This window comes from Algoriphagus sp. Y33 (assembly GCF_014838715.1).
Classification (GTDB): domain Bacteria; phylum Bacteroidota; class Bacteroidia; order Cytophagales; family Cyclobacteriaceae; genus Algoriphagus.
In genome coordinates, this window is sequence record NZ_CP061947.1 from 2,566,360 (window position 1) to 2,579,897 (window position 13,538).

At 45.9% G+C, this 13,538-nt stretch carries 13 protein-coding genes; 2 read left to right on the top strand and 11 right to left on the bottom strand.

Annotated elements, in window-relative coordinates:
- Positions 1-446 precede the first annotated feature (446 nt).
- The 8 genes from ID165_RS10405 to ID165_RS10440 all read right to left on the bottom strand — a co-directional run bounded on the left by ID165_RS10405 (position 447) and on the right by ID165_RS10440 (position 5,246).
- Positions 447-686: a hypothetical protein gene (locus ID165_RS10405; protein WP_192350293.1), complete on the bottom strand. Its 240-nt coding sequence runs from the start codon at positions 684-686 to the stop codon at positions 447-449.
- Between the two features lie 321 nt (positions 687-1,007).
- Positions 1,008-1,229 carry a hypothetical protein gene (locus tag ID165_RS10410; protein ID WP_192350295.1) on the bottom strand — a complete coding sequence of 74 codons (222 nt, stop codon included), beginning with the start codon at positions 1,227-1,229 and terminating at the stop codon, positions 1,008-1,010.
- Positions 1,205-1,699, bottom strand: coding sequence for a hypothetical protein (locus ID165_RS10415; protein ID WP_192350297.1), 495 nt, complete (start codon positions 1,697-1,699; stop codon positions 1,205-1,207). The genes ID165_RS10410 and ID165_RS10415 overlap by 25 nt, the downstream gene beginning before the upstream one ends.
- 1 nt (position 1,700) lies before the next feature.
- Positions 1,701-2,447 carry a hypothetical protein gene (locus tag ID165_RS10420; protein ID WP_192350299.1) on the bottom strand — a complete coding sequence of 249 codons (747 nt, stop codon included), beginning with the start codon at positions 2,445-2,447 and terminating at the stop codon, positions 1,701-1,703.
- Between the two features lie 226 nt (positions 2,448-2,673).
- Positions 2,674-3,321 carry a DUF6266 family protein gene (locus ID165_RS10425; RefSeq protein ID WP_192350301.1) on the bottom strand — a complete coding sequence of 216 codons (648 nt, stop codon included), beginning with the start codon at positions 3,319-3,321 and terminating at the stop codon, positions 2,674-2,676.
- Positions 3,322-3,558: 237 nt separating this feature from the next.
- Positions 3,559-3,765: a hypothetical protein gene (locus ID165_RS10430; RefSeq protein WP_225587066.1), complete on the bottom strand. Its 207-nt coding sequence runs from the start codon at positions 3,763-3,765 to the stop codon at positions 3,559-3,561.
- The gene (locus ID165_RS10435) at positions 3,766-4,659 is read right to left on the bottom strand and encodes a hypothetical protein (protein WP_192350303.1); all 894 of its coding nucleotides are present in this window, start codon (positions 4,657-4,659) and stop codon (positions 3,766-3,768) included.
- Positions 4,656-5,246, bottom strand: a complete 591-nt coding sequence (locus ID165_RS10440) for a hypothetical protein (RefSeq protein ID WP_192350305.1) — start codon at positions 5,244-5,246, stop codon at positions 4,656-4,658. The genes ID165_RS10435 and ID165_RS10440 overlap by 4 nt, the downstream gene beginning before the upstream one ends.
- A 380-nt stretch (positions 5,247-5,626) precedes the next feature.
- Between ID165_RS10440 and ID165_RS10445 the strand changes: the two genes are divergently transcribed.
- Positions 5,627-6,052: a MauE/DoxX family redox-associated membrane protein gene (locus ID165_RS10445; RefSeq protein ID WP_192350307.1), complete on the top strand. Its 426-nt coding sequence runs from the start codon at positions 5,627-5,629 to the stop codon at positions 6,050-6,052.
- Between the two features lie 530 nt (positions 6,053-6,582).
- Positions 6,583-6,840, top strand: coding sequence for a hypothetical protein (locus ID165_RS10450; RefSeq protein WP_192350309.1), 258 nt, complete (start codon positions 6,583-6,585; stop codon positions 6,838-6,840).
- 47 nt (positions 6,841-6,887) lie between these two features.
- Here ID165_RS10450 and ID165_RS10455 read toward each other — a convergent pair whose 3' ends face one another.
- From ID165_RS10455 to ID165_RS10465, 3 genes are all read right to left on the bottom strand, one after another.
- Positions 6,888-8,198 carry a RagB/SusD family nutrient uptake outer membrane protein gene (locus ID165_RS10455; RefSeq protein WP_192350311.1) on the bottom strand — a complete coding sequence of 437 codons (1,311 nt, stop codon included), beginning with the start codon at positions 8,196-8,198 and terminating at the stop codon, positions 6,888-6,890.
- A gap of 230 nt (positions 8,199-8,428) precedes the next feature.
- Positions 8,429-11,638, bottom strand: a complete 3,210-nt coding sequence (locus ID165_RS10460) for a SusC/RagA family TonB-linked outer membrane protein (RefSeq protein ID WP_192350313.1) — start codon at positions 11,636-11,638, stop codon at positions 8,429-8,431.
- Positions 11,635-13,527: a hypothetical protein gene (locus ID165_RS10465; RefSeq protein ID WP_192350315.1), complete on the bottom strand. Its 1,893-nt coding sequence runs from the start codon at positions 13,525-13,527 to the stop codon at positions 11,635-11,637. Before ID165_RS10465 ends, ID165_RS10460 begins: the two co-directional genes overlap by 4 nt.
- Positions 13,528-13,538 lie beyond the last annotated feature (11 nt).

Genomic DNA, 13,538 nt, shown 5'->3' on the forward strand with positions numbered 1-13,538 from the left:
TTCCCCACCCTACAGCCTGGCCCAAGCCTAAATTCTTTCACCGAAAGAATTTTCGACGGCTTGTCCCCCAAAAACCGCATATCCTAAGGGCACCCCAAAACACTAAACATAGCTGTTAAATCTGAGCTGTCTTGTGAAGGTAGTAGATACGGAAGCTAAAGTAAGCATCTCGCCGCCGTTCGTGTCGTCACGAACGGCTTAAGTTAGTTGGGAAGAGCAGTCTGAAGACTGCATTGATTTAGGTCCAGGTCAGGAGACTTGGACCAGATATGTTGGTTCTCCTGACTTGGACCAGTAGAGTCACGAACAGCTAGCTCTAGTTTGGAAGGAACTATAAGACTATTGTTTTCTTTTGCGGTTAAAAACCCAAAACCCCAACCATAAAAAACCGGAGAGAATATCCCTCCGGCTTTAAAGACACGATAAATCTACTTTAAGCTAGCCCTTTAATTCAGCTGCAATTCCCCGGGACTGTCATCGACGGCCAACTGGGAGATGCTGATCAGTACCGTACCCGCAGTCACCACATAACCTGCATAGGTCAGCAGTACCGCCGGCACAACGCCGGGTGCCGTTAGCACGGCGGTTCCCACTGCGGTAATGAGCAATCCCGCCTTCTTCAGCTTCCGGAAGAATGGCGGTGTGGGCGAGGTCGCCCGGGTTGTTATTTCTGTGAGTATGTTCATTTTGGTAATGGTTAAAGTTTTAAAGGTTAAAGGTTATGGAGACAGAAGAACGAAGCAGTCCCGTTGTGTGATGCTTGTTCGGGATTGCCGCGTCGGCCTGTGGCCTTCTCGCAATGACGTAAAACGTTATGGAGACGGAAGACGGATGTGAGTACCGTCATTCCCGAATTACTCGGGACACGTGCGAGGAGGTACAGCCTGTCCCGATTCATCGGGAACGAAGCAATCCTCTTGCGTGATCCTTCCTCGGGATTGCCGCGTCGGCCTGTGGCCTTCTCGCAATGACGTAAAAAGACAGAAGAAGGAAGTGGCTGTCGGCCTTTAGTCTCCTCTATCCTTCGGCGGGCTGCGCCCCCGCTGCATCATCGTCTTCATCAACCCCTGCTCTGCTTCCAGCCTGACCACGGATTCTTTCAGCCTGACAAGGTCTGTACCCAGCTGCCTGAGATCCTGAATAAGGAGTTTTAGGAAGTACGCGATCACCGACAGCAGCAGCATGGTCACCGCCCCGGCCAAACTCAGCAGCAGCTCCGCTCCAGACATGATTCCAACAGGTAAGGGATTTCTTCCGAAACGATCTGAAGCTCTACCACTTCCCCCCGCTCCCATTCCCGCTCCAGCCTTCCCAGCAATTTGAGAAAAGCCAGTTTGGTAAAGACGGGTTTGCCGTCCGAGCCATAGCCTGTCACGGGATATATAGCATCGGATTCAAGCGGGCGGCCCCAGGGATAGGAAGCTATTTTGCCCCTGCCTCCAATGCCGATTTCCCAGCCTTTTTCCTCCGAATGGATAGGTTCAAGCTCATACACGCCTTCCTTCAGGTTACTTTTCGGTCTGTGAAGACACAGACCGAGGCTGTGTTCCAGTTCATAGACTCCTTCCTCCAGACAAGTGATCTCTTTTCCAAAGCAGGCCTTGGGAGGCTCACGGGTAAAGCAAAGCTGCTTCTGCCCGAGAAATAATCTCCCAAGGGTAATTGTTGCTTTGTACCTGCGGTGAAGTACCAGTCTCATCCTAGACCTGTTCCAGTCCCACGATCTTGGCGGCGTTGTGTGCTCCGTTGTTGATGGAGTACTCGCTGCCGTTTACCGTCTGGATGAATTCCACACTCAGCACAAAGGCTCTGTGTGTACCCGGAAGCAATGCCTTGTCCACTGACAGGCTGATTGCCGCTGCGGGATCGATCACCGGCAGCAGACCGGATACCACGGTCTGCACGGATCTTCCCCCCGTGGCGAAATCCAGTCCCACTCCCGTGGCAGTGATCCGCAGATGGGTGGCTCCCTTCGGCAACGCCACAAAGTCCCGGGGCACAAATGCCGGGATGCTTACCCCCCAGGATGCAGGGGAATCCGTGTATCCGATTTCCAGAAAGAGCGTGCTGCCCAGGGAACTTGACGCATTCAGCTCCATATCTCCCATCAGGTTCCAGTCACCCGCCCGCACCATGCGTTCGCCGCGGTTGTTTACCAGATCGGACTGAAGGACTTTCATCATCACCTGCGTGATTCTCAGGTTCAGCCTGCGGTCTCCGATCTTGGCGATCACCGGACGCAGCGCATCACGGAAGAGCTTGGCCGAGGAGGCATTGTCTGCGAACTCCTTCAGGTTCTCACGGGTGCGGGCAAAGCGTGCATCGTTCATGATGCGGTTTTTGCTCACTCCCCCTTTCTCACGGGCCAGATACCCGTCTTGGGTCTTGTAGAAAGACAGTCTTCCCACCTTCCCGTTCAGTGTAATTACTCCTGTTTGTTTTGCCATATGTATATGGGGTTTAGGTTAAACATGAACCCAAATTGACTCATACCATACTGGCTTTCAATTGAATGTGCAGTCTAGTACGCAATCTGCTATACCTTCAGGATTTAGCAGTTTAATTGATGATATAGAGCCAAAAAAAATCCCGGAATAACCGGGATTGAACTTCATCAAAAACAAATGGGGGCAGAGTACTTTTCTATAAGTTGAGATAAAAAAGCGCTATCTATTATTCCAGCTTACCCAGACAAATTGAATCAGAAAACATTCTGGTTTTATTCTTTTTCAGTCTATAAAAAGAAACGTACACATATGCTCCGACTGAATTAATATTCGGGTTTAAGGTAAACTGCAGCAGACCTCTTTTTCTATATACCCCCTCATCTATCAATTGGTATCTCTTGCTAAGTGGATGATAAATCAACACCCAGCAAAGATCTGAATGCCGTGCCCTTCCCAGTTCTTCGGCAATCCAAGAGATGGAATAGGTTCCTTCTTCCTCCTGCATCAGACCCAGCTCTGAGGATAGATCCAGGTCTCCGGCGCATACTTTGACTTTTTCAGGATAGAGCCGTGGCATCCCATCTACATTTTCCACCGCGTGCTTCAATGCCCAAGACATTGCCAGGTGTATGCCTCTTTTCCCTCCCGAGGTAAATCGCTCATAGCCTATGGCCAAAACAGATTCAATGGGAAGCAGAAACTGCTGTACCTCCACAAAGGCTCTGTTTGAGTAAAGCTGTAACTTAGAGGGTTTATATTCAGCAGACCTTGTAGCCTTTTGCTTTATAAAAGTCTTACCCTTCTGTTTGTATAAAACAAGATTGCCGACCTTTCCGGTGATTCCGCTTAGAAGTGAATCCGTTACTTTCCCCATTGTAGCAGTTAGTTAAGTTGATAGTATGTGAATGTTTTCGACAGTCCCGTAGATGTTTTGTTGCTACTCCCATTCTGCTCCCTAAAACCTCCCTAGATCACAGGGAGAATCAAGGGAACTACAAGGGAGGATTAAGGGAGAATCAAGGGAGAAAGTACACCTATGACTACCGGTATCACTTTCTTCTCCTTTACTATGATTGGGAGAATACTATTGATTGAATAAAGGCAGGACCTTTTAGAATAAATATTCTCTTAGCTTTTCTTCCGGTATTCCGGAAAATGCGGAAAATTCCGCCACGGTCACAAATTGTTTTTCACCCTTTTCAAAATGTTCCCGGATTTTACGCAGTACTTCATGGCTGTAGCGCTCACTTCGGCCGGTGATCCGCTGAACATCCTTCGCATAGATTACACATCGTTTGATTAGCATCAGAATTCTCATTTAGGTCTTATTTATTCCGTTTATCGTAGTTCCATACCGAAGTGCATCTTCTTCGGACCAATACATACATCCCCCCAATAGCAGCAGTAACTGATCTACCCATGCTGCCCGGGGGTCAGCTTCCTGCCTGGTGCTTTCCATCCTATCCAGTAAGCTGTCAAGCATCATGGTAATGAGATTGACCGCGTGTCTGCAAGCTTGTGCGTCAGAGATCCCTGTATGAATCCGGAGAAGCACCAGTTCATTCTGGCTACTTTGGGTTTTCCTGTGAAACTCAAATGCTTTTAAATCTGTGGAGAGGCATAGTATTCTCGCTATGCGTTGCTCTGCCCATTCGATAGGATATTCCTCTGCAGGAAAATGAAGTTTGAGAAAGTGGATGGCCAGGTATATACCGGAACCGTAGACATGCTGTACGGTGAATACATCCATGTCCGGGATAATTCCCTTCTTGATATTGTAATATTCCCAACGTCTAGCCTGTAGGTAATCGCCCAGATAGACCCGAAGGGTGCCCAGCCATGGCCGATCGCTGAGTTTGTCCATAGTTTCCATGACATTATCCAAGGCATACCATACAGAACTGAAGGGACTGTCAAGATCCCGGTAATACGAATTCTCCTCCCATCTATGGAAGAACTCCATGGCTTCCTCAAATACACACTCCTGCAGCAAGTCATCCAGAGAATAAAGACAGAAGAAAAACTTGGTAACAAGCTCCAATTGGAGCTTGTCCAGTCCCGGTAGTGCATAGCCTGCAAACCAGAGGATTTTGTCCCTTTTTAGGACGGGCTCGTCATCTACTATACCAAAATCCCATCCCCAGTCAATCGCAGCAGCTTCGGCACTGCGAGTATGTATATTGAGCGACACGGGTAGTATAAAAGGGATCATGATCTGTTAAACTTGTTCTTTCTTTTCCAGCGGGACACCGTGCTGATGCTGCGATTAAAAAAAGTGGTTAAGTCTCTTAATTTGAAATGGCCAAAAGCTCCCGGAAGCAAAATATCCAATTGCTCACCCCCCTCTTGCAATCCCAATGCTCTGATAGCGGTCACTGCAGTTCTACGCTGTAGTATGTAATTATACAGTGCGTTATCCACCTGAAAAAACTCTGAAGTACCGTAAATTCCAATATCACTTAAGTCACGCTCTATTTGTAGTACTACCGCATCCGACATGGCTTTCAGGTAGTATGGGCTTATCACCCTGTCATAATAAGAATGATACTCACGTACGATATCAGCAGTACCAAACACATGTTCTAGCTGGGGTTCTTCCTCTTTATCTATATAAAGTCCAATCGTGCCTTCACATAAGAAACGGGATAAACTATCCATTGTGCCGGCCTCTTTAAGTATAGTTCCTTTCTTTATTCTTTTTTGATTTATCCTACGAAGTGTTATAGACAAAAACTCATCCGAAATACCTGTTACTTCTTTCAAAAAAGTAGTTAGCTGTTCTCTGTACTCAATATCCATATCATCATTGGTTGGTAAAACAATAGATCAAAATGATGTGAAAAAACGAAGGAAAAATCCTACTTATGCTAAAATCACATGGTTAATATAATGTTATGTTTTTTAGTTATCCAAGTGAAAGTCGATGGGAAAACAAAGTTTTTTATCGAAAAAAGGTCATTTGACCAATTTTAAAGGAAAAATTTTTCTAACCGGTCAAATGACCGGTAACAATTTGATAATGTGTATCTAAATTTCTTTAGCAATTCAAACAATACGGCAATCAAATTCTAAGCATGCTTCCCGCCCGAATTGCAAGCGCTCGGGATTAAAATCTGGGGTGGGAACTTAATCCAGGTCCTAGGCCACACGATAGAATACACTATACAAACGATAAAAAAATGAAAGCCAATCCATCACCACTTGTCCCAGTTCTGGCCGAAGGAGCCGCCTGGCTTCTGGCCTTTCTCTTTGCCTATACGGCGGTGAGTAAGGTGTATGATTGGGGAGAAACTAGGTTTGCGATGTATAATCAGGGGTTTCCCGGCTGGATAACAGAATTGTTGTTATATGGATTGCCTTTAGGGGAATTATCAGTCGCTGTACTACTGCTTATCCCACACTGGCGGAAACTTGGCTTTATTCTCAGTTCAGTGCTGATGCTCGTGTTTACAGGTTATGTTGGCTATATCTGGCTGGGATTTACGGAACGTGTCCCCTGCTCTTGTGGCGGAGTACTAGCTAGTCTGGGCTGGGGGGAGCATCTGGTGTTTAATCTGGTGTTTTTGGGGATAGCTGTAATTGGTTATTGGAATCATGAAAGCTAAGATGGCGGGTGATAGGTTAAAGGTTAGAAGATTAAGGGTTAAAGGTTAACCTGTAGTGAAGGGAGAGAATTTAGATTGAATGATCTCCAAAGCCTTGTAGCAAGAACCAACCCCATAGGGGTGGCAGATTTGTAGCCTAGGGTTTCAACCCTAGGTTTAATAAGGAAATAAGGCCATTGCCTCCTGCGCAGAATTATCATCTGGAAACAGGAGATAGTGCAGGAGGATGTCTGCCCTCTGGGAGGCGGGGAAACGATTAACAGTAACATAAAAACCTTCGAGGTTTGGCAAACCTCAAAGGTTATCACTATAACGCCAAGGCAAATGCAGCCCAACGAATGCGATGGGAGCAGCTTTTTATTGAAGAAGAAAAAAAACACGGTCCGTGAAGCCACCAGGTGGTTGCCGGACAACAGCAGGGGGCATAAACATCCGGCCGCCCCTCTCGGAAGGAAGATCTGTCTGGATCCGAGTCAGACAGATGCACCAAAGCGACCGGAGATTAATTATTAATTTAACCAATACAATTTATGAAACTTACAACAATTAACCTCCTACGCGGAGGTGTATTTTCGCTTGCTGTGGTAGCCGCTTTTGCATTTACCCAGCCACAGGGGGATGATCCCCGATACGCAACTTTAGATGAAGGAGATAGCTGGATCTGGGTGAATGATCCTGGAGATCCTGTAGCTTATGAGTGTATAGACGGAAATGAAGTCTGCCTATATACTCAGGAAGATATGGCCTTTCCTGCCGGGCCAGCGACGGAGAAATTCCAGCTTCAGTAAATAAGTAACCAAGCAGTGCAGCCGGAATCCGGCTGCACTGCTTCCAATCAATAAAAATTCAACTCTCTTGCGGGAATAGGCAATGCATATTTTTCTGAATCAGGATGGAGCAAGTACTCTTCATCTACCACAACTCTTTTTAAAGTGGTTCTAAATCTTTCGTCTGCATTGATTCTTCTCAAATCCCCCCATCGTCTACCTCTAAAGACCAGTTCTTTTCTTCGTTCATCGAGAATAAACTGCAAGCCGTTCTCCATGCTATTGATACTGTCAGAAGCACGCTCATACCTCGCTGCAAGCAATTCATTCAGCACAAAAGAAGCATTTTCAACCATACCCTTTCTCTCCAGACATTCTGCGTAGATCAAGTAAATTTCATTAAGAGCCAGACCCGAGAAAAGTGAAGCTCCTCCAGTATAACTACCTTTAAAGTTAATAAAACCGGCCGGCCGTTTTACAAAAAAAACATCTCTCCTAAGGTCATTGTCCGGATACATTGAATAAAGAGCGGAGTCTACTTGAAATGCAGATTGGGAATTCAAATAGCCAGCCCCGCTTATTTGGCTGTGCCATATCACTTCTTGATTAAATATAGTAAACGGAAAAACTCTGTTTGGATCCAGATCATTATAGTCGATCAATTCCATACCAACTTCCATGACTTCAGCAGAGGCCTTCCATGCCAAGTCATAGTCTTCCCAATCAAGATAAATCCTTGCCTTTAATGCTTTGGCCGCCATTTTAGAAGGACGGGTCAAATATTGGGTTTTCAGGGGCAATAATACATCTGCCTGTTCAACATCCTCCCGGATTAACTTTTTAATTTGGTCTTTCCCCGCCAATTCCGGTTTTAATGAAAGTTTACTTGAAATCTTAAATGGTATTTTCAAATCCAGTCCTACATCTTCCAAATTTGGCCCATCTAAAAAGAGCGTATAGAGATTAAAGTAGGCGTTTGCACGATAGAATAAAGCAGCTCCTTTAATCGAATTCCCTATGGGTGTATCCTCTTCCATTTCATTGAGTTTTTCCAAAACAATGTTGGCAACCTGGATTTGATGGTAGAGATTTCTCCAATCAAAGATCATATCATCCAGTTCAAACGGCTCTGATTTCCATATATATAGATTCTGGTGCCATGGATCAAATGATAGAAAGCCTCCGTAATCTGAAAAATATTCATCGGAAAGCATCATTGCCATTCCAGGGGAGTTATTCATACTGCTATAGTCCAACATAGCCTGTAAAGATTCAAGTGTATTGGGGGTATCTATTGCCGTGGATGGTTTTTCGTCAAGAAATCCCTCACACGAGGCCAATACCCAAGCAAGCAACAATAAGTATATTTTATGTTTCATCTGTTTATAATTTGTCTTGTAAAGGCCATATGGAATCTTTGACGATTAAAACAATGCCCTGTGTGTTTTAATGATGATTTTAATCGTGTCGATTTCATCTGTTTATAATTTGTTTTTCAGTGGCCACCCCGAATAGCCGGGATAGGTTATGGAATCTCGCAAGGTGGATAATCATCGCTGCGTGTGATCCTGTGGTTACGGGATCACACTCGATTTCATGATTTTAATGGTTAGAAGTTTGCCCGAAGTCCAAATGAAATGCTGGTTAACGGTTTGGCAGATCTGAAATCAGGATCCAGCGGTATATCTGTTAATTTCCATAGCACCCCGAGGTTATTGAGGTATGTGAATGCTTCTATATTCCTGAGAGGCAACTTAGGCTTGTCTGCCCTACTCCATTTATACCCCAAACGTATATCCTGTAGTCTGATATGATCTCCTCTTTCTATGAGTGATTCAGACAGTCTGAAGAAATTATGGCGTTGGGTATCCAGGTTTTCAGGACGGGAAGGTATCTGGGTAAACATCTCGTCTCCTGGCTCCACCCACCTCTCTGAATAGTCAGAATGAGTGATCTCTCCCCTTGAAAGCGAGGTATAATCCACTGAAGACCTTCTAAAAAAATATCCTAACCTATAAGTCACATTAAAAGAGAAGCTCCACCCTTTCCACCCAAACGTATTCCGGACAGATCCGAAAACAGTTGGCCTCGCCGATCCGTGATAATTGATGTTTTCCAGAGTGGAGGCTCCAATAATCCGGGAATACTCATCAGATACCTCCCCATCCAAATAACCCAGGGGATTTCCATTCAATGGATCCAGCCCTGCCCATGGAAGAGAATACACAGAATGCAGAGGATTTCCCTCCACAGGTACGAGATTTGAAGAATTGGCTCCCAGAATCTGTGTGATAGAACGGGAGCCTGCAAATTCTGTCACTTTGTCCTTCCATCCGCTTAGCAAAAACTGGCTGCTCCATCTTAGAGCCCTATCCACATTGACTGTATTAAAGGTGAGGTCAAATCCCCGCGTGGTTGTGTTAGAAAAATTGCCTCTAAATTGGTACAGACCATTGGAGCCGGGAACTTCTGTTTCCCCTATTAAATCCTGTCCGTTTTTAGTGTAATATTCCAGAATCCCGCCAATTCTCCCAGATTTTGTCTCGAAATCAAATGCAAAATTGAGTATTCGTATTTTTTCCCACCGAAGATCAGGATTGGGAGGATTAGATATGTATGCATATCTGAGACCGGGGATAAGACTATGGAAATTATCATATCGGATGGTGGTATAGGCTGTGGTATTTTTATCCACATTTCCATTGTACCCATAACTCATCCTGAGTTTTAAAAAGGGCATCCAATCCAATCCATAAAAATTCTCCTCACTAACTATCCAACCTGCACCCAAACTCCACAATGGAACACCTTTTTGATTGCTCTCTACCCCAAAGAGATTGGACATGTCTTTTCTTGCACTTGCTGTTAGCAGGTATTTCCCCCGGAACGTATACCCTGCATTTCCAAAATAAGAAAGGTAGCGATCAATTACTCCTGTATGTACTCCCTGATAAGGAATAACAGGGCTGCTGCCAGGATTCTGGTATTGCGGGAAACGGGTGATGAAATCCACCGGCGTACTCAAACCCGTAGCATCATCGTACCCATAATACCCCATCCGATCTGAAATACTGCTGTGATCCCTTAATTCCCATCCCGCGAGTGAGGTCAACTGATGTGGTCCTTGATCCAGCGAATAGGAAAGGGACGTTCTTACATTATGACTATAGCCGGAAGCATTTGTATTCGTAAAACGGCTGCCGCGGGGAACAGCATAGGAAAGGTCACCATCTTCAGTCACCTGTGTATAGCTGTTGATCTGGTGGCGTACCAAAAACAACTCCTCTGTCTCTATGTTCCGGATTTCGGTATTATTTGTCCAATATTGGTACCGAACTTGCGCATCCAAACCTTTCAGCAGGGAATATTTAACCCCCAGATTGATTCGGGTGTCCATGGAAACCGTCCGGTCATTCCTTTTCCCTATTTCATTGACCGGAAATGATCGCCAGTCCAATAGCCCGGCATCCTGAGTACTTTCAACAAATCTAGTATTTAATCCTGCCACTATTGACAATGCATTTCCTTGACCATCCACAAGTGATTCATAAGGACCTGGACTCGGTATACCTGTATCTGAAAAATGCGCTGCCCTACTCAGATAGAACCCTGTGGAAATTTCCATCTTGCCCTTAGCCAGCTTCCAGTTCTGTTTTGCATTCAGGGTTACCCTATCATCGTGGGTCCCAATCTGACCGGATAGGTTATGGTCATATCCTCCCGAGAAATTGAACAGATAAGCTTCACCACCTCCGTTTACCTGAAATGCATATTGCTGCTGTACCGCAGGACGGTAGTAGATTTCTGTCAAATCCCTCCTGCTATCCCGGATTCCGTATTGTGCCAATAAGATATCCGCCTCTTGCTGGCTCATTTTACCTTCCCTTGCTGCCAAAAGTGTTTCCACCACCGGGGACAAGGGTGTTCTTGCCAGGGAGTTAATTCTTGAATTATAATAACCAGACTCAAACAACCGCTTTTCCTGTGCGATGAAACCGGCGATTTCCATCTGTGGGGCATAGAACAGATCAGGCTTTTCCACTATAGTCAGATTCGACTGGAATGCCACCTTAAGTGGTTGGTTATAACTTCCTGATTTTGTATTGATAACTATGACCCCATTTCCTGCCTGGGCTCCCCAGATAGAGGCTGCGGCGGCATCCTTCAATACCGTGATGGATTCTACGTCATTGGGGTTGATATTGTCAATACTACCCTCATATGGAAGATTGTCCACCACGATCAGCGGCTGTGTATTGCCAAACAGCGTGCTCCTCCCCCTGATACTGATGGGCTCGGTGGAGGATGAATTTCTGTTGAAAATAAGCCCCGAGGAAACATCTTCTATCCTTTCCAGAATATTGGTACTGACCCGGCGGTCTATCAGCTCCCTGTCTATATGTACAAATGAACCTGTAGCCCTTTCTTTGGGTATCTCCTGATAGCCCGTTGAGAGTACTTCCACCTCGCCAAGAGCCATTTCATCTGCTTCCATCAGTATTCTAAGGAGGTCGGGCTGTGGGACTTCTATCGTCCTATCGGACGTCTGGAAGCCAATGAAGCTAATGGTCATCCTGTACGTCCCCTGCGTCAGGTAAAATGAGAACCGCCCATCTTTATCCGTCACTTGGGAGCTCCCTATTTCGTTGAGCAAAATCAAAGCCCCGGCTAGCGGAATCTCCGTTTCAGCTTCAAAAACCTGTCCATGCACTACCTGAAGGCTGTCCTGCCTAGCAGATACCGGGTGGATCTGAATATAGATTAGCATCAGGAACAACACCTTCAGCTTGGCTGTTCTTGCATATAGTTTCTTGTTCATTTTAAAAGAGTATTAGTAGAGGAACCTAAAAGGGTTACGTCGCTGCTCCCAACTATTTTCTGACTGGATTCTTTGGGTAGATAACTTTGGATGAGCCGGATCCAACCTTCAAGGGTTTTAGGAAAGTCTCCTGCCTGAAGTATCTTTCCCTCGCTGTCGATAAGCAATTGCGTAGGAAAGGCACGGATGAGTGTTTGACGGAGGGAGGGGTGGGAAGATCCTCCAGAAAAGAGATTGATACTCTGCGGAGTAGTATATTTACCGCTGACTAGGCTCCTCTTCCAGCGCTCCTCGTTGCTGTCTCCCGATATCGTCACAAACAATAGATCCTCCTCAGATTCAAATTCACGCATAAGCGGCAGGAAAGTATCTTCTGCAAAACCCAGACACGCTCCACATCCACTCAGCCAATAGTCTATAAGAACTACTTTCCCTTTCCATTCCTCCGGAAAGACTCTGGTTCCGGATGTCCCTACGAACCCGTGGGGTGAAAAATCACTTCCTTTCAGGGTGGTTTTCTGAATTGCTTCCAGTTGAGTGCCGATCCACAAAACCCGGGATTCGGACAGCACACCGGAAAAAAGGGAATCTGCATTTGGGAGATCCTTATGCTCCCTAATCAGGTAAAGAGAGTTGACCTGGTCACGGAGAGGACTGGGAATGGATGCTGTCAAGTGTAGAAATGAAACCGGCGTCAAAGATTCCAACAGCATGTTTTCCATTAAGAGACTTTCAGCAAATTCAAAGGGAAGCACACCCGATAAGCCTTCAGGGAAAAGCCCGGAAATATCAAGTCCATGATCGATAATAATTTCCGCCCAATCCTGATCTTTGGGACGGCAAGCTTTGACAAACTTCAAAGCAGAGTTCTGTAAGACCCCGGTCCAATAGGTCTTCAGCCACTGATGTAGTGGTGCGTCGAGCACATCCTTATAGCGGTCTAATTCCACAAAGACCGGATGGGAAATCACCGAGGAGAACAGTCTTTCCGCCCGTGCTATTCGCTTTGTTTCTGTTTCAAGCAATTCCAGCTTTCGGTTCCAAGCGGGGGCATAACTCTCCATAACGGCATTGTATTCGGTTTTCTTTTCCTCTGTATTGAGCATCACAGCTGCATTTGGGATAATCATCGCCGGATTGCGTCCTACGTTCTCCCCCATAGCTACTTCCTTCAATTGACGCTGCACCCGGACATGGAATGCCGATGGTCCAGAAAAATGGAGTTGTTGCTTTGAAGGATTCCAGTGGACGATCAAAGAATCTCCAGGCTGTACCCAGATGTTCTGCAGTAATGGAACCTCATTATCGTAGAGATTGAAGCGGGCAAAAGGCTCGTTCATGGGAAGCCTAAGCAGAAATGTCTGTTTTCTTGAAGTACCTGCATAGAAGCTTCCTTTTTGTAGGGATATGCTATCCTTTTGGACCTCCATCAGCTGGTAGTAGGGATCTAGTTCTCGCTGGATAAGTTCGTAAACCAAATCCAATGTAGCTGATGGATGGGCGCTAATCTCTCCCTTCAGTGTAAAGAATCCCCCCACCTCAGCAGAAGAGCTTTCGCTCTCCTGCCCTTGGGTGCCTGCCTTTGTATCAAGTACAGCCAAATCTGCTGTTTGATCTTCGGCAGGTAAACCGGGGTGATCAACCAAACCGCTATTCTCCGGCAAAGTATCGGAGCGGGTTTCCCCGCCCCGATGGGTGTCTCCTTGTTCAGGGGAGACGATGGGGCCTACCACTGTGTCGAGTGGTAATTCATCAGGCACCTGCTTTACGGCAGGCAAGCCCGACCTATGAAGAAAATCCGCCCCGGGTGAATCAGCAACTTGTGCTGGGAGTGTGCTTGTGGGTACCCATAGGTATCCCAGTAAGCAGATGAGTATTAATTTTTTCATGAGTGATTTAA